Source organism: Frigoribacterium sp. MCBA15_019 (assembly GCF_001864945.1).
Lineage (GTDB): Bacteria > Actinomycetota > Actinomycetes > Actinomycetales > Microbacteriaceae > Frigoribacterium.
In genome coordinates this window covers 21,626-43,157 of the sequence record NZ_MJGS01000003.1, presented here as the reverse complement: position 1 = coordinate 43,157, position 21,532 = coordinate 21,626, and the positions used below count along the sequence as shown (strand labels likewise).

Sequence of the window (21,532 nt, the reverse complement as noted above, 5' to 3'; positions counted from 1 at the left end):
GCGGAGTGAGACGGAGGCACCCGCGGCCGGGACTCAGAGGTCGCGGGTGGCGGGGCCCGTGTAGTCGGCCAGGAAGCCCTTGGGCAGCGGACCCTTGATGCGCTGGCCCGAGCCGCGCTCCTCCCAGGCGTGGGCGAGGATGCCCACCGACCGCGACAGCACGAACAGCCCGCGGGCCAGTTCGGGTTCGATGCCGAGTTCGCCGTAGACCACGGCCGACACCCCGTCGATGTTCATCGGCACGTTCCGAGACGCCAACACGCCTTCGACGGCGAGGGCCGCGTCGAGGTGACGCCCCTCGACCACGCCGTCGTCGCGCGCCCGCTCCACGAGCGCCAGCAGCGGGTCGCGGCGCGGGTCGCGCGGGTGGAAGCGGTGTCCGAACCCGGGCACGAACTCGCCCCGAACCTTGTGGGCCGCGACCTCGGCGGCGGCCAGCGCGTCGAGCGGCGCACCGGTGTCGCGGTGCGAGGCGACCAGACGGTTCAGCAGCTGGACGCACTGCTGACCCGCGCCTCCGTGGGTGTCGCCCAGCACGTTGACGCCGTTCGCGACGGCCGAGTTGAGGCCGACGCCGCAGGTGACAGCCATGCGTGCGCTGGCGATCGACGGCGCCTGCGGGCCGTGGTCGACGCTCGCGACGAGCGCGGCCTCGAGCAGCGCGGCCTGCGCCGGATCGGGCCGTTCGCCGCGCGTCATCAGCCAGACCGTCTCGACGAAGCCGAGGTTGCCGATCAGCTGCTGCACGGGGTAGCCGCGCAGCTCGATGACGCCGGGCTCGATCTTGGTGATGCCGGTCGACCACCAGGCGGTGGTCGAGGCGATCCGCGCCTCGAGCCGGGCGGTCTCGGCCTGGGCCGCGGCGAGGCGGGCCTCGAGGTCGGCTCTCTCGTCGGCGCTCACACCGCGCCTCCTTCCCTGAGGTCGTGGATCTCGTCGGCGTCGAAGCCGAGCTCGGCGAGGATCTCGTCGGTGTGCTGCCCGAGCAGCGGTGGCGGCAGGGTCGGCGCCCCGGGCACGCCGTCGACGCGGATGCCGTGCCCCATCACGCGCAACGGGTCGTCGCCTTGCGCCCCACCCGGGAAGGGCAGCTCGTGCACGAGTTCGCGGTCGCGCACCTGCGGGCTGTCGAGCATCTCGGCCACGGTCAGCACCGCCGCGGCGGGCACGCCGGCGTCGCTCAGCAGCGCCTCCCACTCGGCGGCGGCGCGGGTGGCCAGCGCCGCCTCGATCTCGTGGGTGAGCGCGGCGCGGTGGGTCTTACGGTCCTCGCGCGCGGCGAAGCGGACGTCGACGGCGAGGTCGGCACGCCCGATCAGGGTGCAGAGCGACTCGAACTGCTCCTGCTTGTTGGCCGCGATGTTGAGGGCTCCGTCGCCGGTCGCGAACGTGCCCGAGGGGGCCGCCGTGCCGTTGTCGTTGCCGAGCGGCCGCGGCTCGGTGCCGGCGACGAGGTGGTTCGAGACGACCCAGCCCATGGCGGTCGCCGCGGTCTCGAGCATGGACACGTCGATGACCGAGCCCACCCCGGTCCGCTCGCGACCGAGAAGCGCCGACGAGATCGCGAACGCTGCCGCCAGCCCGCCGAGCGTGTCGGCGATCGGGTAGCCGGCCCGCAGCGGGGCCGTCTCGGGCGTGCCGGTGACGCTCATCATGCCCGAGCTGCCCTGGATGATCTGGTCGTACGCGGGCTTGCCGCGCAGCGGGCCGGTCTGCCCGAAGCCCGAGATCGCCGCGTAGACGAGCCGCGGGTTGATCCCCCGCAGCACGTCCCAGCCGAAGCCGAGCCGCTCGAGCACCCCGGGCCGGAAGTTCTCGAGCAGGACGTCGGCCTCGGCCACCGCCCGCCGCAGCACCTCGGTCCCGCCCGGCTTCTTCAGGTCGACCGTCAGCGACCGCTTCTGGGCGTTCTGCGCCAGGAACGAGATGCCGAGGAGGCGCTGGTTCAGTTCGGCGGACGCCCCCAGTTGGCGGGCGAGGTCGCCCCCGTGCGGCGTCTCGACCTTGATCACGTCGGCCCCGAGCAGGGCGAGTTGGTACGCCGCGTAGGGCCCCGCGAGGACGTTGGTCATGTCGAGGACGCGGACGCCGTCGAGCGGTCGGGGCCGGTCGTGGTCCCCGGCCGGCTCGTGGGGCCGAGCGGGGTCGTGGGCCGGGGTGGGGTCGGGGGGCTGGGTCACACGGTCTCTCTCTGGCGGTCGGCGATCGCCTGGGCGACGGTCCTCCGGCTGCGGATCTTCTGGAAGGCGGCGCCGGCGACGGCGAGCAGGAGCACGACGTAGAGGGTCACCGAGATCGGGCTCGACACGAGGATGGCGGGGTCGCTCTCGTTGACGGCCATCGCGCGCCGGAACTCGGTCTCGGCGAGGGGGCCGAGGATGATCGCGATGAGCATCGGCGCGACCGGCAGGCCGTAGCGGCGCATGAGGAACCCGATCAGCCCGATCACCGTGACGAGCACGAGATCGAGGATCTTCGCGCTCGTCGCGTAGACGCCGAGCATCGCGAAGACCGAGATGCCCGCGTACAGGTAGTGGCGCGGCACCTTGAGCAGTTTGGCCCAGAGCGGCGCGAACGGCAGGTTGAGGATCAGCAGCACCACCATGCCGACGAAGAAGCTGGCGAGCAGTGCCCAGACGAGGTCTGGCGCGCGCTCGAACAGCAGGGGCCCGGGCTGCAGGCCGTACTGGCGGAACGCGGCGAGCAGGATCGCCGCCGTGGCGGAGGTCGGCAGTCCGAGCGCGAGCAGCGCGCCCATCGCCGTGCCGGCCGTGGCGTTGCCGGCGGCCTCGGGGCCGGCGACGCCCTGGATGGCACCGCGGCCGAACATCGAGTCCTTGCGGCGGGCGTCGAGTCGGCGCTCGGTGCCGTAGGCGAGGAAGGTCGGCACCTCGGCGCCGCCCACCGGGATGATGCCGAACGGGATGCCGATCGCCGTGCCGCGCAGCCAGGCCGGCGCCGCCAGGCGGAACTCACGACGGGACAGCCAGAGTCGACCACGCGAGGGCACGAGTGCCGTCTCGTCGGGGGTGCCGCGCTTCGCCGCGACGCTGAAGACCTCGCCGAGCGCCAGCAGGCCGACGGTGATCACGACGATGTCGATGCCGTCGAACAGCTCGGGCACGCCGGCCGTGAATCGCGAGGCGCCCGAGATGCCGTCGATGCCGACGACCGAGATCGCCAGGCCGATGCCGAGGGCGGCGAGGCCGCGCAACACCGACTCGGTGACGACCGCCGAGATCGCCACGAAGGCGAACACCGCCAGGGCGAGGTACTCGGCCGGGCCGAACAGCGTCGCGAGCTCCGCCAGCCGTGGAGCGAAGAACACGACCAGCACCGACGCGATGATGCCGCCGATGAAGGCACCGATCGCCGAGGTCGCGAGGGCCTGGGCGGCCCGACCGCTCGTGGCCATCTTGTGGCCCTCGATCGTGCCGGCGATGGCCGTGCTGTTGCCCGGAGTGTTCATCAGGATGCCCGAGATCGAGTCACCGAACAGACCGCCGAAGAGCACGCCGGCGAACATGATGAACGCGCCGATCGGGTCGAGCGAGAAGGTCACGGGCAGCAGCAGGGCGACGGCCATGGCCGAGCCGAGGCCGGGCAGGACGCCGACGGCCGTGCCGAGCACGGCTCCGATCAGCACCCAGAGCATGTTGATCGGGGTCAGGACGGTGAGGAACCCGTCCCCGAGGTTGGCGAGCGATTCCATCAGAAGATCCCCTCGAGGATGCCGGGAGGCAGGTTGAGGCCGAGTCCGGCCGAGAAGGCGAGCTGCACGATCGACGAGATCGCCAGTGCCAGGAAGATGTCGAAGACGGGCCGCTGGCTGCCGAGCGCGCGGGCGATGCCCCAGAACAGGACGGCGCCGGCCAGCAGCCAGCCGAGCGGCGTGAGGGCGGCGATGAACACCACGACCGTGCCGAGGGCGCCGAGCAGGGCCCGGTGGTTGCTGGTCGGGCGGCGCTCGACGGGTTCGCCGTCGAGGTCGAGGTCGTCCACGTCGCCGGGGGCGGCGGGCTGGGCGATCTCGACCGTGGCGGCCTCGGGCTTGCGCAGCACGTCGATCGCGAGCAGCACGGCCACGATCAGCACGAGGGCCGCCACGATCGCCGGGAAGACCTGGGGCCCGGGCGAGGTGGCGGTGTCGGGCACGCGCATCGTCACCGTGCCGACCACGAGGGCCAGCCCGATGACCAGCATGAGCGCCGGCACGATCAGGCCCGTGCGTCGGCGCCAGAACCCGTCCGCGACGACCACGGCCCGACGGGTGACCGAGACGGTCCGGATGACGCCGCTCACAGGCCCAGCTCCTCGATGATCGTGTTCACGCGGGCCTGGTCCTCGGCGATGAAGTCGGCGAAGTCCTCTCCGGTGACCACCGCCGGGGCCCAGGAGTTGCGCTTCAGGGTGTCCTGCCACTCGTCGGAGGCGACCATCTCGTCGATGATCGCGACGAGTTCGTCGCGCTCGGCGTCGGTGATGTCCTTCGGGGCCACGAGACCGCGCCAGTTCGGCAGGTGCACGTCGATGCCCTGCTCGATGAAGGTCGGGGCGTCGATGCCGTCGACGGGTTCCTCGGCCGAGAGCGCGAGGGCCCGCAGGTTGCCGGCCTCGATCTGGTCGCTGAACTCGTTGTAGCCGCTGACGCCGATCTCGACCGTGCCCGAGAGCAGGGCGGTCAGCACCTCGCCACCACCCGCGTACGAGACGTAGTTGATCTCACCGGGGTCGACGCCGACCTCGCGGGCGAACAGGCCGGCGAGCAGGTGGTCGGTCCCGCCGAGCCCGCCGCCGCCGATCGGGTGGCTCTGCGGGGCCTCGCTCCACGCCGCGACGAAGTCGTCGATCGTCTCGTAGGGCGAGTCCGCGGGGACGATGAAGACCTCGTAGTCCTCGGCCAGCTTGGCGATGGGCGTCGTGTCCGAGAGGTCGACGTCCGACCCGTTGACCGTGATCGCCCCCTCCATGACCGTGCCGGTCATCATCAGGTTCGTGGGATCGGCGCCCAGGCCGACGAACTGGCTCAGGCCGATGGTGCCGCCGGCGCCGGGCACGTTGACCACCTGCACGTTGTTGACGATCGACGCCGCGCGGAGGGCCTGTTGCGCCTCACGGGCCGCGAGGTCCCACCCGCCACCGGGCGCCGCGGGCGCCATCATCGTCAACTTGGCCCGGGGGTCGGCGCCCGCCGTGCCGTCGCCGGCGTCGACGGCCGCGAAGCCGACGAGCACCGCGGTCGCGACGATGCCGACGGCCCCCGTGACGACCTTGCGCCTGTTCCTGTCGATCAGATTGCCCACACGATCACTCCCTTGTGATGGTTGCAGCGGTTCGCACCGGCGATCCCACCCCGAAGGGTGTCCACCTGGTGGATGTCTGTGTCCGCCTGATGGTAGCTTCGCCGTGGAAGTCCCCGCAAGGGCGGCCCCGCCCGGGCCCCGCGCTTCCCCGGCGAGAGGTCGAGACGATGACACCAGCTGAGGCGACACCGCCCCCCACGACACCGACCCCTGCGGTCGCGGGCCGCGGCGACGCGAGCGGCGTCCGCGCCGTCAGCCGGGCCCTGGCCGTCCTGCAGGCGTTCACGCCCGAGCGCAGCACGCAGACCCTCTCCGAACTCGTGCGCGCCTCCGGCCTGCCCCGCACGACCGTCCTCCGTCTGGTGGACACCCTCGTCGCCGAGGGCATGTTGAAGCACGGGCCCGACGGGCGGGTCGGCGTGGGCACGCGGATGATCCACTGGGGAGCCTTCGCCGCCCGCGCCTGGGCCGTGCCCGCCGCCACCGCCGACCGCATGGCCGCGCTCGCCGCGGTGACGGGCGAGACCGTCAGCCTCTACGTCCGCAGCGGCGTGGCCCGAGTCGTCGTGGCGCAGTCGCCCAGCCCGCACAGCCTCCGTCACGTCGTCCAGGTGGGCGACGAACTGCCGCTGTGGATCGGCGCCGCGGGCGCCGTGTTGCTGAGCGGTGAGCCCGCCGAGGCGCTCGACGCCACCCTCGACGACGTCGACGCCACGGCGGAACCGGGCATGCGCGGCTCGAGCCCGACCACGCCGTTCTCCCCGGTGCCGGTGCTGCCCGCCGATCGTGACGCCGTGCGGGCACGGGTCGAGCGGGCCCGCCACGAGGGCTGGTCGGTGTCGCACGGCACGCGGGAGCCGGGCAACTCGGGCGTCGCCGTCCTCGTCCCGGGACGCCCGCCGGGCCGACCCGTCGCCCTCGCCCTGGGCGGGCCGACGAGTCGCTTCACCGACGACGCGGTCCCGCGGTTCGCGGACGAGCTGCGCCGCGCCTCCTCGGACCTCGCCCGCACCGGGCTGCCACCCGCCCTCGACTGACCGACCGCACCCGCACCGGCACCGCGCCACCGCCACCGCCATCGACACCGACCGAGAGACCCCGCACCCCCGAACGACAGGAGCACCATGAGCACGACCTCGACCTCCCCGGCCTCGCGGCCCCTCCGACCGGTGCTGCCCGCCGCCGGTGAACTCCCCGTCGCCACGGTCTCGGACGCCATGGAGCGCTTCGGCGTCGCGGACGGCGTCCGCCCGCTCTGGCGTGGTGCCGCCCTGTCGGGCCCGGCGTTCACCGTGTGGACCCGGCCGGGCGACAACGCCGGCCTGCACGCCGCGTTCGAGCGCATCCGTCGGGGCGAGATCCTCGTGGTGAACGGTGGCGGTGACGAGACCCGCGCCCTGATCGGCGAGCTGGTGGCCGAGAAGGCCAAGGCACTCGGCGTCGGCGGCATCGTGCTCGACGCCGCGGCCCGCGACGTGGTCGAGCTCGAGCGCGTCGGCGTGCCGGTGTTCGCGCGGTCCGTGACGCCGGCGGGGCCGTGGAAGACCGGGCCGTTCCGCACCGGCGAGACGATCGCGGTCGGCGGCGTGGCGGTGTCGCCGGGCGACTGGGTGCTCGGGGACGACGACGGGGTGGCGATCGTTCCGGCTGCCCGGGTCGACGAGGTCGTGGCGGCGACGCACGAACTGCTGCGCGGAGAAGGCGACCGTCGAGCGGCGAACCGGAAGCTGGTGCCGCGTGACTGACGCGGGGTCGCCGGGCTCGGCGGGCTCAGGGGGCTCGGGTGGCTCGAAGGACCCGACGGGCCGCACGCCCGTCGTCTGGGTGCCGCGGCCGATCGACGACGACGTGGTCGCGTCCTTGCGCGCCTGGGCCGACGTGCGGCTCGGCTGGGGAGACGACGCCGCGGGCTGGTCCGACGTCGCGGCCGAAGTGGAGGGCGTGCTGCTGCGCACGGCCCGGGTCGACGGTGCGATGATGCGCGAGGCAACGCGGCTCCGCATCGTGGCGCGGCACGGCGTCGGCCTCGACACGGTCGACGTCGACACCGCGGCCGAGCTCGGCATCACCGTCACCACGACCCCGGCCGCGAACAGCCGGTCGGTCGCCGAGCTCGCCGTGACGTTGCTGATGGTGACCAGGCGCGGACTCGGCGCGGCGTGGTCGGGCGGCGGTGCGCGGGTCGGGGACCCGGGTGCCGACGGCTCCGGGACCGTGCCGACCCGCGCCTCCTTCGTGGGGCGCGAACTGCACGGCGCGACGCTCGGGCTGCTGGGCTTCGGGCGGATCGCGCGACTCGTGGCCGACGCGGCCCGTGACGGCCTCGGCATGCGCGTCGTCGCCCACGACCCGCACCTCTCAAACGACGCCGTCCGAGCGGCCGGAGCCGAGCCCGCCGACCTCGACGCCCTGCTCGCGGCGTCGGACGCGCTGAGCGTCCACGTGCCCCTGACGCCCACCACCGTCGGCCTGATCGGCGCGCGCGAGCTCGACCTGTTGCGCCCGGGCGCGGTGGTCGTCAACACCTCGCGTGGCGGCGTCGTGGACGAGGAGGCGCTGGTCGCCTCGCTCGACGCCGGTCACCTCGCGGGGGCCGGTCTCGACGTCACCACGGTCGAGCCGTTGCCCGCCGACCACCCCCTGCGCGGCCGATCCGACGTCGTGCTCACCCCGCACGTCGGAGGCCAGACCCGCGAGGCCATGGCCCGCGTCGGACACGAGGCCGCCGAGCACCTGCGCCGCGTGCTGTGCGCCCCCGGTCAGGACCCCGGCGCGAGGAAGCCCGTCTCGTAGGCGAGGATCACCAGTTGCGCCCGGTCGTGGGCGTCGAGCTTGGTCATGATGCGGTTGACGTGGGTCTTCGCGGTGTGCGGCGAGATGACCAGGTCGGTGGCGATCTCGGCGTTCGCGCGACCCCGCGCGACGAGCAGCAGCACCTCGCGCTCGCGGTCGGTCAGGTGCGCGAGTTCGGGCGGCCCGGCCTGCGACGGCGCAGCCCCCGACGACGACTCCCCCGAGGCCGAACCCGACCCGCCGCCGCCACCCGCGCCGACACCGTCCCGGCCCCCACCCGGCAGCACGTACCGCTCGATCAGGCTGCGCGTGGCGACCGGCGACAGCAACGACTCCCCCGCGTGCACGGCCCGCACCGCCCGGACGATCTCGTCGGGCTCCGCCCCCTTGCCGATGAACCCGCTCGCCCCGGCGCGCAGGGCGGCGACGAGGTACTCGTCCTCCTCGAACGTCGTGAGGATCAGCACCTTCGTCTCGGCGAGCAGCGGGTCGGCGCAGATCTCGGCCGTCGCGCCGATGCCGTCGAGCTCGGGCATGCGGATGTCCATCACGACCACGTCCGGCTTCAGCGCCGAGGCCCGCCTGACCGCCTGACGACCGTCGACGGCGTCGCCCACGACCTCGACCCCGTCCTCGCCGTCGAGGATGTCGGTGACGGCCTGACGGATGAGCGGCTGGTCGTCGACGACGAGCACGGTGGTCACGAGAGCCCCCCGGTCCCACCGGACGAGCCGGACGAGCCCGACGAGCCTGCCCCGTCGGCCGCACGGGTGACCGGCAGCACGGCCGCCAACCGGAAGCCGCCCGGCGTGGGCCCGGTCTCGACCACCCCGCGCACCGACGCGACACGTTCGCGCAGCCCGAGCAGTCCGTGCCCACCCCGCACGTCGTCCGGGTCGGGCTCGGCCCGCACCACCGGCACGGGGTTCGTCACGACGATCGACACCTCGTGCTCGTCCACCGCGACGAGCACGTGCGCGCGGTGCTCGGCACCGTGCTTGCTGGCGTTCGTCAGCCCCTCCTGCACGACCCGGTACGCGACGAGGTCGGCCGCGCCCGTCACCGAGGCGAGCGGCCCCTCGACCCGGGTGCCCACGACGAGCCCGGCGTCGGCGAAACCGGCCACGAGTTCGTCCAGTCGCGCAAGACCCGGCTGGGGTGACGGGGCGCGGTCCGAGTCACCGGCGCGCAGCACCTCGAGCAGGTCGCCGATCTCGCCGAGGACGGTCCGGGAGGCGCGGCGGATGGTCGCGAGGGCCGTCACCGCCTTCTCGGGTCGCGTCTCGATCGCCGACGACGCGACCCCGGCGTTGAGGCTGATCACCGAGATCTGGTGGGCGACGGCGTCGTGCAGGTCGCGGGCGATGCGCAGCCGCTCCTCGGCCACCCGGCGCGAGGCCTCGGCCTCACGGGTGCGCTCGGCCCGTTCGGCCCGCTCGGTGACGGCCTCGATGTACTCGCGCCGCGAGCGGCTGGCGTCGCCCGCGGCGGCCGCGAAGGCGATGAGCAGGGTGAACTGGACCACGGGCAGGTCGAAGACGCGTCCGCCCACCGCCGGCAAGCCGAGCAGCAGGACGGCCAGGGCGGTGCCGACCGTCACGACGATCGTGCGGCGCCGCGGTGTGCGTGCGGCGACGGCGAACACGGCGATGCCGGTGGCGAGCACGACGCCGGGTGCGAGCGTGCCGAGCAGGGTGCCGGCACCGAAGAGCACGACGATCGCGGCGAGCACCGGGATCGGACTGCGACGCCGGAACGGGAGCAGGAAGACGGGGGCGAGGACGACGGCGACGGCCAGTCCCCCGGTCGGCCGGAACTCCGCGACGGGGAAGGGGGCGAAGGCCGCACCGACGACGAGCAGCGCGGCGAGCGTGTCGCCCAGCCACCAGGGGACGCGAGGTCGCGGGTAGGCCGGCTCGCGCCTCCTGCCGTCCGTCGTCGTCATGACCCCATCGTGCCCTGGAACGCCGGCGGCCGAGTCCCCCTGTGGTCCGACGTCGCGTACCGCGGTCGCGGTACGGGCGCTCGGGCAGGTGTCCGCGGTGGGGGGACGCCCCGGGCGGCGCGGCCCACGAGGGTGGGTCTCGGCCCCGGAGACACCGGGCCGTCAGCGACAGGAGCACCATGGCGCCGATCATCTCGGTCCGAGACGTCCACCGTTCGTACGGGCGCGGCCCGAACCGGTTCGAGGCACTCAAGGGGGTGAGCTTCGACATCGCCGAGGGAGAGAGCGTGGCGATCGTCGGCAAGAGCGGCTCGGGCAAGTCGACCCTGATGCACGTGCTCGCCCTGCTCGACGCCCCGACGACCGGCACCGTCGAGCTCGAGGGCGTCGACACGAGCACGCTCAAGGGCGGGCGCCTGAACCGGACGCGCAACAAGACGTTCGGCTTCGTGTTCCAGCAGTTCTTCCTGACGTCGAGCGCGTCGGTGCTCGAGAACGTCGTGCTGCCGATGAAGATCGCGGGAGTGCCCCGCGGCGAGCGCCGTCGCCGGGGGCTGGCGGCCCTCGAGCAGCTCGAGCTCGCCGACAAGGCGAAGAACAAGGCCCTGAACCTGTCGGGTGGTCAGAAGCAGCGCACGGTGATCGCGCGGGCGTTGGTGAACGATCCGCGCATCATCTTCGCCGACGAGCCCACGGGCAACCTCGACACGGCGACCGGGGCGGTCGTCGAGGACATCCTGTTCTCGTTGAACCGCGAGAACGGCATCACGCTGATCGTGGTGACCCACGACGAGGAGCTCGCGGCGCGCTGCGACCGGCGCATCGTGATCCGCGACGGGCTGATCGTCGACGACGAGGCCGAGGTGGCCGCATGAAGACGACCGACCTGCTGTCGACCGCCGTCTCGAACACGTTCCGGTCGAAGACGCGGACGATCCTGACCATCCTGGCGATCTTCGTCGGCGCGTTCACGCTGACGCTGACGAGCGGGCTGGGCACCGGCATCAACGCCTACATCGACGACACGGTCTCGGCCGTCGGCTCGTCCGACACCATGACGGTCACGAAGGCCTCCGACGACGCGCAGGGTCTGAGCGTGGGCGGCTCGGGCCCGACCGAGTACGACCCCGACACCGTCGCCGCCGGCGGGTTCGGTGCCCCGGGGTCGACCGTCGTCGCCCTGACCCCGGACGACGTGACGACCCTCGAGGGCGTCGACGGCGTGCTGGACGTGCAGCCGACCCAGTCGCTCTCGACCGACTACGTCGAGGGCGAGAGCGGCACGAAGTACGTCGTGTCGGCGAGCGCGCTCGTCCCCGGGCAGCAGCTCACCCTGACCGCGGGTGCCCAGCCCGACGACGACGACGCCGACCTGCAGGTGGCGATCCCCACGTCCTACGTCGGGCCGCTGGGGTACCGCGACGACGCAGCGGCCGTCGGTCAGCCGGTCACGCTGGCCGTGACCGACGCCACGCGCACGCAGCACACGGTCACCGCGACCGTCGTCGGCGTCGCGGAGGAGAGCATCGCGTCGCCCGCCGGCGCGTCGGTCACCCCGAACGCCGCTCTCGGCACGGCCCTGTTCGACGCGCAGAACGTCGGGCTGCCCGCCGACCAGGTCGACCGCTACGCGCAGGCCACGGTGCGGTTCGCCGCGGACGCGTCCGACCAGCAGGTCACCGACCTCAAGGATCGTCTGACGGCCGCCGGCTACACCGGCACCACCGTCGCCGACCAGCTGGGCACCTTCACGACGGTGATCGACGGCATCGTGCTGGTGCTCAACGCATTCGCGATCATCGCCCTGCTCGCGGCGAGCTTCGGCATCGTCAACACGCTGCTGATGAGCGTGCAGGAGCGCACCCGCGAGATCGGCCTGATGAAGGCCATGGGCATGGGCAGCGGCAAGGTGTTCGGCCTGTTCAGCCTCGAGGCCGCGTTCATCGGGTTCCTCGGCAGCGCGATCGGCGTGGGCATCGCGATGATCGCGGGCAGCCTCGCCAGCGCGGCCCTGGCAGGGTCGTTGCTGTCGAACCTGCCCGGGCTGACGCTGATCGCGTTCGACCCCGTGTCGATCGCCCTGATCATCGTCGTGGTGATGGTGATCGCGTTCCTGGCCGGCACGCTGCCCGCCGCCCGCGCCGCGAAGGCCGACCCGGTGGAGTCGCTCCGCTACGAGTGACGACGAGGAGGCGCGGCTCAGCCCCGGAAGGACGCCCCGGTCTCGTGCTCCAGCAGCGTCCACATCCAGTCGAGCGCGAGCGAGGGCGTGAGGCCGGGGGCCTTCTGGGCGAGCTGGGTCGCGAGGCCGTCGCTGTAGGCCGCGAGCTTGAGGGCGAGCGCCGACGGGTCCTCCGGCGCGAAGCGTCCCTGCTCGACCCCGCGCCGCAGGGTGCGGGTGAGGCAGGCCTCCCAGACGCGGATGCGCTCGACGTACTCGGCGGCGACCGCGGGTTTGCGTGCCACGGCGGTCCAGTAGTCCGACCAGAGCCGCCAGTGCTCGTCGGTCGCGTCGGTGTCGGCGAACAGGGGCTCGACGAGCATCCGCACCCCGACCACCGGGTCGGACTCGGCGTCCACCGCCTCGATGATCGACGAGTAGAACCGCGCCGTCTCGAGGACGACGACCTCGTTCAGGATCTCGGCGACGCCGTCGAAGTGGTACGTCACGGTGCCGATCGAGACCCCGGCCGCGGCGGCGATGTCGCGCAGGCGGGTGGCACCCATGCCCTCGCGGACGATCACCTCGCGGGCCGCCTCGACGATCGACGCCCGCCGGACGACCGGCTTCTGTCGCACTCCCGTGCCGCCCAGGCCGCCAGCGCCGCTCACGCCGCCAGCGCGGCTCACGCCGCTCATGCGGACGTCCGCGGCACGAGCTCGTCGAAGGTCCGGTCGGCGACGAGCACCGTTTCGGCGTCGGGTCCGCCGTCCCGGGCCCAGGCGCGCACGGTGTTCTCGACGCGGAACGCCTCGGCCGAGGCCGTGACGCGCGACGTGGTCTCGAGCCACGCCTTCCAGGTCGGTTTCTCGAGTCCGATCGCCCAGCGCGACTCGGCCGACGCCGACAGGGGGTCGCCGTCGACGATGCGGTAGGTCTCGCGGCTGTCCTCGGTGAACACCAGCCCGTCGGGGTACTCACGCCCGCCGCCGTAGCCGGGGTCGACGTCGAGCACCCACTCGCCGGTGCCGACGTCGTGCGACACGCTGCGCTGCGGCAGGTCCGACGCCGAGGGCAGGGCGCGGATCGCCAGGGGCTCGGCCCGCTCGGGTGCCTCGAACGCGACGCCGTCGTCGACCGGATGTTCCGCCGTCCCGTCGCCGGGCCCGCGCGTCCACACCGGCAGCGTCACGCTGCTGCGCGCCGGGTCGACCGTGAGGGTCGCCTCGACCGGGTGCGGCCAGACCCACGGCCAGTAGGCGCTCGACAGGGCGATCCGGAGGCGGTGGCCGGCCGGGAAGGAGTGCCCGGTCGAGACCAGGGCGACGCGCACGACCTGCTCGACCCGCGCCTCCATCGGGTCGTCGGCGCGGTCGCGCCCGTTCCGTTTGTTGAGGTTGAGCACGCCGCGGGTCACGAGCGTCGACGAACCGTCGGGGGCGACGTCGCACAGGCGCACGATCACGGTGCCGTCGGGCACGTCGCTCGTCACGGCGAGGTCCGCCACGACGCTGCCCAGCACGTCGAGCGTGGAGTCGACCGGCAGGTCGAAGCAGACCGAGCGGCCGTCCTCGGCGCGCTGGTCGGGCGGGAGGTCGGTCGCGTTGCCGAAGGGGAAGAACCGCCCGGCGTCGAGCCCGGTGCTCTGCGGCGAGCGCACGACGACAGGGCCGTCCGCCCCGCCGCGCAGCGAGTCCAGAGGCACGGTACGCGCCTCGGTCTCGTGAGCCGGCCACGAGGACGCCGCGACCCACCGCCCGGTCCGCTCGGCGTAGTAGGTCGCCGGCGGCTCGGAGTCGTTGATCCAGGCGCGCAGCGCGGGCTCGGCGTCGGCGCCGTTGGGGCAGTCGAGCAGCCAGCGGTCCCACCAGCGGAGGGTCTCCTGCAAGAAGCCGATGCCCGGGCCGGGGGCGAAGCCGCGGTCGGGGTACTGGTGCGACCACGGTCCGATGATGCCCTTGACCGGCGCGTCGACGTTCTCGACCAGTCGCAGCACGGCGTCGCGGTACGGGTCGGCCCAGCCGCCCACGGCGAGGACGGCGGCCGTGATCGACGAGTAGTCCTCGCAGACGCTGCCGTGCCGCCAGTAGTCGTCGCGTTCCTGGTGCGAGAGCCACGTCGTCGTCATCGGACGGTTGTGCTCGAGGCGTTCCCGCCAGCGGGCCACCCAGTCGGAGCCCACGACCTCGGGCCGCGGTGGCCGCGAGTTGAAGGCGAACATCGTGCCGCCCCAAGACGCCATGTCGATGCCGAGCACGGCACCGCCCATGTAGTGCACGTCGTTGTCGTACCGGTCGTCGGTCGAGCAGACGGTGACGATCGCCTTGAGCGCCGCCGGAGCCCGCCCGGCCAGCTGCAGCGCGTTGAAGCCGCCCCACGAGATGCCGAACGCGCCGACCGCGCCGGTCGACCAGGGTTGCGCAGCGAGCCACTCGATCAGCGCGATGCCGTCGTCGAGCTCCTGCTCGGAGTACTCGTCGTCGAACAGGCCGTCGCTCGACCCCGTGCCGCGGATGTCGACCCGCACCGACGCGTAGCCGTGCGCGGCGTACCAGGGGTGGCGTTCGCTGTCGCGCGGGGCCGTCCAGTCGTCGAGCCGGTAGGGCAGGTACTCGAGCAACACCGGCACCGGCTCGTCGACCAGGGGTGCCCAGATGCGGGCGTGCAGCCGCGTCCCGTCGGGCAGCGGCACCCACTCGTCGCGCACCTGCACCTCGAGCGGGCCGCTGCCCCGGGGACGGTCGGACACCGGCCGCCGGGTCTCGGCGAGGTCGGGCCGCGGGGCACCCAGGGTGCGGCCCGCACCGGCCCAGGCCGGCTCCTGCAGGAGGCGCGGGTCGCCGAGGAGGCGCGGGTCGCGCTCGCCGTCCCACCGCTCGTCTCCCCCGGGTGCGATGCCGGTCGTGCCGCTCGTGCTCACATCGCCTCCCAGCGCTTCACGTGGTGTCCGTCGCCGTGGTCGTCCCAGCCGTCGGCGTCCCGCCAGCGCGGGCGCGCGTCGCCGACGTCGGGCAGCTCGGTCGTGCCCGGGTCGAGCGTGGCGTCGAGCAGGGTGCGCGTGTACGGGTGGTTCGGGCCTCGGAAGACGCGCTCGGTCGGGCCGACCTCGACGATGCGGCCGCCGGTCATCACGGCGACCCGGTCGGCGACGCCGCGGACGACCGCGAGGTCGTGGCTGATGAAGAGGCAGCTGAGCCCCTTCTCGTCACGCAGTCCGGCGAGCAGGTCGAGCACGCCGGCCTGCACGCGGACGTCGAGAGCCGTCGTGATCTCGTCGGCGATGATCAGCTCGGGCCCGGCGGCGAGCGCCCGGGCGATGCCGACGCGCTGGCGTTGGCCGCCCGAGAGCTGGGCGGGCAGGCGCGAGGCGAACTCGGGCGGCAGGCCGACCTCGACGAGCAGTTCGGCGACGCGCTCGGGACTCGACTCGCCGGTGAAGAGCTTGAGCGGTCGGGCGATGGCGGCGCCGACGGTGCGGCGGGGGTTGAGCGAGGTGTCGGCGTTCTGGAAGATCAGCTGGATCGACCGGCGCAGCGTCGCCGTGCGCCCGGCGACGGGTCGCGTGAGGTCGCTCTCGACCCCGTCGGCGCCGTGGAAGGCGAACCGGCCCGACTCGGTGGGGATCAGCCCGGCGAGGGCCGTGGCGAGCGTCGACTTGCCGCTGCCGGACTCCCCCACGACGGCGAGGGTCTCGCGGCGGCCGATGGTGAACGAGACACCGTCGACCGCGGCGGGCAGGCCGCGCCCGTACCGGACGACCAGGTCGCTCGCCGTGACGACCGGCCCCGCGGCGGGTGCGGTCCCCGGGTCCTGCGCCGCGCCTCCCGCGGTTGCGGCGGGTGCGTCCCGCTCGTCACGCCGCGTTTCGTGCAGCGCACCCGGACTAGTCGCGGTGCCGTGCACGGAACGCGGTGCGGTGGCGGCCGTGACCCCCTGGCCGGGCGCGGTGCCGGGTGCCGTCCCCGGGTCCTGCGCCGCGCCTCCTGCGGGTGCAGCGGGTGCGGCGTGCACGGCGGGTGCGGCGGGTGCGGCGGGTGCTGCGGGTGCGTCGCGCTCGTCGCGCCGCGTTTCGTGCTGCACACCCGGACTAGTCGCGGTGCCGTGCACGGAACGCGGTGCGGTAGCGGCCGTGACCCCGTCGCCGGGCGCGGCGCCGGGTGCAGTCCCCGGGTCCTGCGCCGCGCCTCCTGCGGGTGCGTCCCGCGCGTCGCGCCGCGTTTCGTGCTGCACACCCGGACTAGTCGCGGTGCCGTGCACGGAATGCGGTGCGGTGGCGGCGGCGTGCACGCGCGGGATGCTCGCGAGCAGCTCGCGGGTGTACTCGTGCTGCGGGTCCGCGAAGAGTGAGGCGGTCGGCGCGTGCTCGACGATCCGGCCCTCGTGCATGACGGCGATCTCGTCGGCCATGGTCGACACGACGCCGAGGTCGTGGCTGACCAGCACGATCGCCATGCCGAGCTCGACCGCCAGGTCGCGGATCAGCTCGAGCACGGCCGACTGCGTCACGACGTCCAGGGCGGTGGTCGGCTCGTCGAGCACGAGCAGCTTCGGTCGGGCCGCGATGGCCATGGCGATCGCGACGCGCTGCTGCTGTCCGCCCGACAGCTGGTGCGGGTAGCGCCGCACGATGGTCTCGGGGTCGGGCAGGCGCACGTGTCGCACGAGTTCGAGCACGCGGTCGTCGCCGCCGGGCAGGCCGTGGCTCTCGAGCGCCTCGCGCAGCTGGCGTCCGACGCGCATCGACGGGGTGAGCGCCTGGCCGGCGTTCTGGGCGACGAGGGCCGCCGTGCCGCCCCGCAGGGCACGGCGCGCCCGCTCATCGAGGGCGAACACGTCGTCTCCGGCGACGCTCACGCTGCCCGACACGACCCGTGAGCCCCGCCGCAGGTGCGCGAGCAGGGTCCGGGCGACGGTCGACTTGCCGCTGCCGCTCTCGCCGACGAGGCCGAGGGCTCGTCCGGCGCCGACCTCGAAGCTCACGCCCCGCACGACCGGCACCTCGCGGCGACCGGCGGCGTACGAGATGGAGAGGTCGTCGACGCGGACGACGGGGTCGGTGGCGGCGTCGAGGACGCGACCCGCGCCTCCTGCGGTGGTGGTGGAGGTGGCGCTGCTGCTGCTGCTGCTGAGGGACTCGGTCACGAGACCGCCCCTTTCTGCGCGCGGTCGACGCCCAGCGACTTGCTGAGCCCGTCCGCGCTGAGGTTGAGCCCGATGACGAGCGTGGCGAGGGCGACGACGGGGGCGAGCGTGCCCCACGGGACGACGGTGAGAGCGGTGCGGTTCTCCTGCACCATGAGTCCCCAGTCGGGTGTCGGCGGGTTGGCCCCGAATCCGAGGAACGACAGGGTCGAGATGAGCAGCACGATCCAGGAGGCGCGCATCGCGTACTCGACGAGCACCACGTCGGTGACGTTGGGCACGATCTCGCGGAACACGATGCTCAACGGCTTCTCGCCGCGGGCGCGGGCGGCGGTCACGTAGTCCTGCGTGATGACGGTGCGGGCGGCGCCGCGGACGACGCGGGTCACGGCCGGCGCGTAGATCACGGTGACGGCGAGCACGATCACCCAGAGGCCCGAGTCGAACACCGTGACGACGACGAGCAGCGCCAGGATCGACGGCACGCTCAGCAGGGCGTCGACGATGCGCATGACGACCTCGTCGAACCAGTTGTCGGCGTAGGCGGTGACGCAGCCGAGCACCGTGCCGATGCCGACCGCGATCGTCGTCGCGAGGAACGTGACGACGAGGGCGTACCGGCCGCCGTTGAGCGTGCGCGACAGGATGTCGCGGCCGTACTGGTCGGTGCCGAGCCAGTGCGCCCAGCTCGTGCCGGTCAGGGCGGCTCCCGAGTCGGTGGCGACCGGGTCGTGGCCCGTCAGCACCGGGGCGAGCAGCGCCAGCACCACGTGCAGCGCGATGAGGGCCAGCCCGATGCTCAGGGCCGAGGAGGCGCTGAGGCTGCTGGTCAGGGACGTCGCGCTGGTGCGCAGTCGCCTCGGCCACCCGCCCGCGGCCTGGGGGCCGGCCGATGCGGGGCCGGCGACCTGCGCGTTCGGGGTGGCGGGTTTCGCGGTCGTGGCGACCCGCGCCTCCTCGGCGGTGCCGTGGCCGGTGCCGCCGTGCTCGGTGCTGCCGTGCTCGGTCCTGTCGCGTGCGGGGCTCATGAGCGGGCCTTCCGTCGGGTGCGCAGCCTCGGGTCGAGGGCGAGCGCGATGAGGTCGGCGGCGAGGTTGCACACCACGTAGACGAGGGCGCTGACCACCGCGATCGCCTGGATCGTCGGCAGGTCGCGGTTGAAGACGGACTCGAGCATGAGCTTGCCCATGCCCGGGTAGTTGAAGACGTTCTCGACGACCACGACGCCGCCGAGCAGCCACGCGACGTTCAGCGCGACGACGTTGAGCGTCGGCAGCAGGGCGCTCGGCACGGCGTGACGCCAGACGACCTGGCGTGTCGACAGGCCCTTGAGCTCGGCCGTCGTGACGAACTCGCTCGCCATGACGTCGATCGTCGACGAGCGGGCCGTCCGCACGATGTACGCGGCCATGGCGAGGGTCAGCACGATGACGGGCAGCCAGATGCTCGGCAGCAGTTCGGCGATCGTGGCGTCCTGACCGCGCAGCACGACGGCCGGGAAGATCGGCAGCGCGATGGCGAACAGCAGCACGAGCACCGTGGCGACCATGAACTCGGGCACGCTCATGACGACCAGGCTGATCAGCGAGATCGCGTGGTCGCTCGGGCGTCCGCGGCGCACGCCGGCGATGACGCCGAGGGTCAGCGACAGGGTGACGCCGACGATCATGGCGGGCAGCGCGATCAGCATGCTGTTGCGGAAGGCGATCAGCAGGTCGGGGCCGACCGGCAGGCCGCTGACCAGCGAGACGCCGAAGTCGCCGTGCGCGGCGCCGGCCAGCCACTGGCCGTAGCGGACCCACACGTTCTGGTCGAGGCCGAGCGTCTCGCGGAGGGCGGCGACGGCGTCGGGGGTGGCGTCCTGGCCGAGCAGCTGCTGCGCGACGTCGCCGGGCAGGGCCTGCACGGCGAAGAAGACGAAGAACGAGGCGAGCAGCACGGTGAGCAGGGCGGTGCCGACGCGGCGGGCGACGACGATCAGGGTCGCGGCGATCGGACTCGTGGCGCCCGGGCCGCCGGACGAGGAGGCGCGGGTCGGCTCTCCGTCGGAGAGTTCCTTCTCGAGGGCGCGCGTGGCCGCCCGCCCTCGGGCCTCGGCGGAGGTGGCGCTCGGCGGGGTGGGTCGGGTGACGGCGGGGTCGTTCGTGCCGCGGCCGTTCGTGCCGCCGGCGGTCGGTGTGGGGCTCATGCGCGGAGTCCGATCTGCAGGTAGTCGAACTCGAAGCCGAACTCGCGGTAGTTGAGGACGTCGCGTGACAGGCCGACGAGGCGGTCGCCGAACATGGGGGTCATGTCGGCGGAGTCCTCGACGACGATGCGCTGGGCGTCCTGGTAGAGCGTCATGCGGCGGGTGTCGTCCATCTCGGCGCGGGCGTCGTCGAGCAGACCGTCGAAGGTCGGGTTCGACCAGGCGCTCTCGTTGTACGACGAGCCGGTGCGGAAGATCTGGTTGAGCAGCTGGTCGATCGGGCGGCCGGTGAACCAGTAGCTGACCATGAGGGGCTTCTGCATCCAGATCTGCGTGTAGTACGAGTCGGACGACGCGTTGCGCACGGTCAGGTCGATGCCCGCGTCGCGCACGGCGTCACGGTAGGCGACCGCCATCGGGGTGAAGACCGACTCGTAGCTCGACGTGTAGATCTCGGTCTTGAGCCCCTCGCGGCCGGCCTGCTTGAGCAGGGCCCGGGCCTGGTCGGGGTCGTAGGCGCGTTGGTCGTCGAGCCAGACGGCCTGCGACGGAGGGACGGGGTTGTCCCAGCCGGGCGAGCCGGTGCCCTGCAGTGCGGTGGCGACGATGGCCTGCGGGTCGTAGGCGAGCTTCATGGCCTGGCGGACGAGCGGGTCGCTGAACTCGGCGCTCGTGGCGAGCATCGGGATCGTGTACCACTGGGCGTCGGGTGCGCGGGCGACGGTGGCGCCGGCCGAGGCGCTGACGACCTGGGCGGTGGCGAAGTCGAGGTTGGTCTGGCTGATCAGGTCGATCTGGCCGGCGAGCAGGGCGTTGACGCGGGCGGTGGTGTCCTGGATCGAGAAGAAGTCGATGCCGTCGAGCACCGGGCGGCCGGCGAAGTGGTCCTCGAACGCCTCGACGCTGCCGGTGCCCGCGGGCTCGAAGCTCGACAGGCGGAACGGGCCGGTGCCGATGCCCGTGCGTCCGATGCCGCCGCCCTGGCTGGGGTCGGCGCTGCCCTCGGGCACGATGTAGCACTGGTACGCGGTCAGCAGCGAGGGGAACTCGGCGTTCGGCGTCAGCAGGTCGAAGCGCAGGGTGAGCGGGTCGACGGCGGTCATGCCGCCGGGGCCGATCATCGCGGCGAGCACCTCGCCCTGGGGTGAGGCGGTGTCGGGGTCGAGGATGTGCTCGATCGAGTAGATGGCGTCGGCGGCGGTGAAGCGGCGGCCGTCGTGGAAGCGGACGCCTTCGCGGAGGCGGAAGGTCCAGCTCGTGCCGTCGGCGTTCACGGACCAGTCGTCGGCGAGGTCGGGCACGGTGACGCCGGCGTCGTCGAGCTTGACGAGCCGGTTGTAGAGGGCGCCGAGGTACTCGTAGGCCGAGAGCGAGCTGGCGGAGTCGAGGGTCTCGGCGGCGGAGGCGGCCGGGCGCGCGATGCGCAGGCGTCCGCCGCGGCGCGGGGTGCCGGTGGCGGCGGCCTCGGGGATGGTCGGGGTGCTGCGCGCGGGGGTGCAGCCGGCGAGGGTCAGCAGACCGAGGCCGGCGAGTCCTGCGGCGCCGGCGAGGACGGTGCGGCGGCTCGGGCCTGCGCCGCGGTCGGCGCTGCGGTCCGCGCGGCTCGGGCCTGCGCTGCCGTCGGCACCTCGCGCCGGGCTGAGCGCGTGTCGGTGTTCGGGGACGATCGGTGTCATGCGGGGATGGCCTTCCGTTTATCGTTCGGGTGAACGATAAGGGAGATGTGCGGCGGCGGCCAGTTCGCCGGAGCCCCGGAGGCGCGGGTCGGCGACTCCCCGCATCCCCGGTTTTCCGCGCCCCGCCGCCGATGCGGGCGTGCTCGTACCGCAGCGTGCACGGGCTGCAGTCTTCACCCACTCGTTACACGAGGACGCCTCGCCGACGCGACCCGCACCTCCTCGGGTTCGCGCGCTCGTCTCGGTCGAGTGGTCTGAAAACGTCCTTCCCCGCCCGACGAAGGACGTTTTGTGACCACTCGATCGGCCCGCCGGGGCACCCCG

At 73.3% G+C, this 21,532-nt stretch carries 18 protein-coding genes; 5 read left to right on the top strand and 13 right to left on the bottom strand.

Features of this window, described 5'->3' with window-relative positions:
- Window positions 1–33 precede the first annotated feature (33 nt).
- From BIV04_RS06855 to BIV04_RS06835, 5 genes are read right to left on the bottom strand one after another with little or no spacing between them, the layout of a single operon-like run.
- Window positions 34–903 (bottom strand): citryl-CoA lyase, encoded by an 870-nt coding sequence (locus BIV04_RS06855; RefSeq protein ID WP_083396235.1) that lies wholly within the window; start codon window positions 901–903, stop codon window positions 34–36.
- The gene (locus BIV04_RS06850; RefSeq protein WP_255364196.1) at window positions 900–2,180 is read right to left on the bottom strand and encodes a CaiB/BaiF CoA-transferase family protein; all 1,281 of its coding nucleotides are present in this window, start codon (window positions 2,178–2,180) and stop codon (window positions 900–902) included. Before BIV04_RS06850 ends, BIV04_RS06855 begins: the two co-directional genes overlap by 4 nt.
- Window positions 2,177–3,712 (bottom strand): tripartite tricarboxylate transporter permease, encoded by a 1,536-nt coding sequence (locus BIV04_RS06845; protein WP_071255392.1) that lies wholly within the window; start codon window positions 3,710–3,712, stop codon window positions 2,177–2,179. Before BIV04_RS06845 ends, BIV04_RS06850 begins: the two co-directional genes overlap by 4 nt.
- Window positions 3,712–4,302, bottom strand: a complete 591-nt coding sequence (locus tag BIV04_RS06840; protein ID WP_218141832.1) for a tripartite tricarboxylate transporter TctB family protein — start codon at window positions 4,300–4,302, stop codon at window positions 3,712–3,714. The genes BIV04_RS06845 and BIV04_RS06840 overlap by 1 nt, the downstream gene beginning before the upstream one ends.
- A complete protein-coding gene (locus tag BIV04_RS06835) occupies window positions 4,299–5,303 on the bottom strand; it encodes a tripartite tricarboxylate transporter substrate binding protein (protein WP_255364195.1) in 1,005 nt (334 codons plus the stop codon). Before BIV04_RS06835 ends, BIV04_RS06840 begins: the two co-directional genes overlap by 4 nt.
- Window positions 5,304–5,470: 167 nt before the next feature.
- Here BIV04_RS06835 and BIV04_RS06830 point away from each other — a divergent pair, with 167 nt between their 5' ends.
- The 3 genes from BIV04_RS06830 to BIV04_RS06820 all read left to right on the top strand — a co-directional run bounded on the left by BIV04_RS06830 (window position 5,471) and on the right by BIV04_RS06820 (window position 8,096).
- Window positions 5,471–6,340: an IclR family transcriptional regulator gene (locus tag BIV04_RS06830; RefSeq protein WP_071255391.1), complete on the top strand. Its 870-nt coding sequence runs from the start codon at window positions 5,471–5,473 to the stop codon at window positions 6,338–6,340.
- 87 nt (window positions 6,341–6,427) lie between these two features.
- Window positions 6,428–7,048: an RraA family protein gene (locus BIV04_RS06825; protein WP_071255389.1), complete on the top strand. Its 621-nt coding sequence runs from the start codon at window positions 6,428–6,430 to the stop codon at window positions 7,046–7,048.
- A complete protein-coding gene (locus tag BIV04_RS06820) occupies window positions 7,041–8,096 on the top strand; it encodes a hydroxyacid dehydrogenase (protein WP_083396234.1) in 1,056 nt (351 codons plus the stop codon). The genes BIV04_RS06825 and BIV04_RS06820 overlap by 8 nt, the downstream gene beginning before the upstream one ends.
- Here the strand turns inward: BIV04_RS06820 and BIV04_RS06815 are convergent.
- Both BIV04_RS06815 and BIV04_RS06810 read right to left on the bottom strand, forming a co-directional pair.
- On the bottom strand, window positions 8,063–8,800 hold the full coding sequence (locus BIV04_RS06815) for a response regulator transcription factor (protein ID WP_071255388.1): 738 nt from the start codon (window positions 8,798–8,800) through the stop codon (window positions 8,063–8,065). The two genes, BIV04_RS06820 and BIV04_RS06815, sit on opposite strands and share 34 nt — an antisense overlap.
- A complete protein-coding gene (locus BIV04_RS06810) occupies window positions 8,797–10,041 on the bottom strand; it encodes a sensor histidine kinase (protein ID WP_083396233.1) in 1,245 nt (414 codons plus the stop codon). The genes BIV04_RS06815 and BIV04_RS06810 overlap by 4 nt, the downstream gene beginning before the upstream one ends.
- A gap of 179 nt (window positions 10,042–10,220) precedes the next feature.
- Here BIV04_RS06810 and BIV04_RS06805 point away from each other — a divergent pair, with 179 nt between their 5' ends.
- Window positions 10,221–10,916 (top strand): ABC transporter ATP-binding protein, encoded by a 696-nt coding sequence (locus BIV04_RS06805; RefSeq protein ID WP_071255386.1) that lies wholly within the window; start codon window positions 10,221–10,223, stop codon window positions 10,914–10,916.
- On the top strand, window positions 10,913–12,223 hold the full coding sequence (locus tag BIV04_RS06800) for an ABC transporter permease (protein ID WP_071255385.1): 1,311 nt from the start codon (window positions 10,913–10,915) through the stop codon (window positions 12,221–12,223). The genes BIV04_RS06805 and BIV04_RS06800 overlap by 4 nt, the downstream gene beginning before the upstream one ends.
- Window positions 12,224–12,240: 17 nt before the next feature.
- Here BIV04_RS06800 and BIV04_RS06795 read toward each other — a convergent pair whose 3' ends face one another.
- The 6 genes from BIV04_RS06795 to BIV04_RS06765 form a co-directional block, all read right to left on the bottom strand.
- Window positions 12,241–12,900 carry a TetR/AcrR family transcriptional regulator gene (locus BIV04_RS06795; RefSeq protein WP_071255383.1) on the bottom strand — a complete coding sequence of 220 codons (660 nt, stop codon included), beginning with the start codon at window positions 12,898–12,900 and terminating at the stop codon, window positions 12,241–12,243.
- Entirely contained in the window at window positions 12,897–14,951 is a 2,055-nt protein-coding gene (locus tag BIV04_RS06790; RefSeq protein WP_071255498.1) for a CocE/NonD family hydrolase, read from the bottom strand. Before BIV04_RS06790 ends, BIV04_RS06795 begins: the two co-directional genes overlap by 4 nt.
- Window positions 14,952–15,118: 167 nt before the next feature.
- Entirely contained in the window at window positions 15,119–17,344 is a 2,226-nt protein-coding gene (locus BIV04_RS17410; RefSeq protein WP_255364193.1) for an ABC transporter ATP-binding protein, read from the bottom strand.
- Complete coding sequence (locus BIV04_RS06775) at window positions 17,341–18,372, bottom strand: ABC transporter permease (protein ID WP_255364192.1); 1,032 nt, start codon at window positions 18,370–18,372, stop codon at window positions 17,341–17,343. Before BIV04_RS06775 ends, BIV04_RS17410 begins: the two co-directional genes overlap by 4 nt.
- Window positions 18,369–19,532 carry an ABC transporter permease gene (locus tag BIV04_RS06770; protein ID WP_255364191.1) on the bottom strand — a complete coding sequence of 388 codons (1,164 nt, stop codon included), beginning with the start codon at window positions 19,530–19,532 and terminating at the stop codon, window positions 18,369–18,371. Before BIV04_RS06770 ends, BIV04_RS06775 begins: the two co-directional genes overlap by 4 nt.
- Window positions 19,529–21,208, bottom strand: a complete 1,680-nt coding sequence (locus tag BIV04_RS06765; protein ID WP_083396232.1) for an ABC transporter substrate-binding protein — start codon at window positions 21,206–21,208, stop codon at window positions 19,529–19,531. Before BIV04_RS06765 ends, BIV04_RS06770 begins: the two co-directional genes overlap by 4 nt.
- Window positions 21,209–21,532: the final 324 nt, after the last annotated feature.

Excerpts from the sequence above, each read along its gene's own strand:
- BIV04_RS06845 (WP_071255392.1), bottom strand. The coding sequence starts at position 3,712 with ATGGAATCGCTCGCCAACCTCGGGGACGGGTTCCTCACCGTCCTGACC.
- BIV04_RS06830 (WP_071255391.1), top strand. The coding sequence starts at position 5,471 with ATGACACCAGCTGAGGCGACACCGCCCCCCACGACACCGACCCCTGCG.
- BIV04_RS06825 (WP_071255389.1), top strand. The coding sequence starts at position 6,428 with ATGAGCACGACCTCGACCTCCCCGGCCTCGCGGCCCCTCCGACCGGTG.
- BIV04_RS06810 (WP_083396233.1), bottom strand. The coding sequence starts at position 10,041 with ATGACGACGACGGACGGCAGGAGGCGCGAGCCGGCCTACCCGCGACCT.
- BIV04_RS06805 (WP_071255386.1), top strand. The coding sequence starts at position 10,221 with ATGGCGCCGATCATCTCGGTCCGAGACGTCCACCGTTCGTACGGGCGC.
- BIV04_RS06800 (WP_071255385.1), top strand. The coding sequence starts at position 10,913 with ATGAAGACGACCGACCTGCTGTCGACCGCCGTCTCGAACACGTTCCGG.
- BIV04_RS06795 (WP_071255383.1), bottom strand. The coding sequence starts at position 12,900 with ATGAGCGGCGTGAGCCGCGCTGGCGGCGTGAGCGGCGCTGGCGGCCTG.
- BIV04_RS06775 (WP_255364192.1), bottom strand. The coding sequence starts at position 18,372 with ATGAGCCCCGCACGCGACAGGACCGAGCACGGCAGCACCGAGCACGGC.
- BIV04_RS06770 (WP_255364191.1), bottom strand. The coding sequence starts at position 19,532 with ATGAGCCCCACACCGACCGCCGGCGGCACGAACGGCCGCGGCACGAAC.
- BIV04_RS06765 (WP_083396232.1), bottom strand. The coding sequence starts at position 21,208 with ATGACACCGATCGTCCCCGAACACCGACACGCGCTCAGCCCGGCGCGA.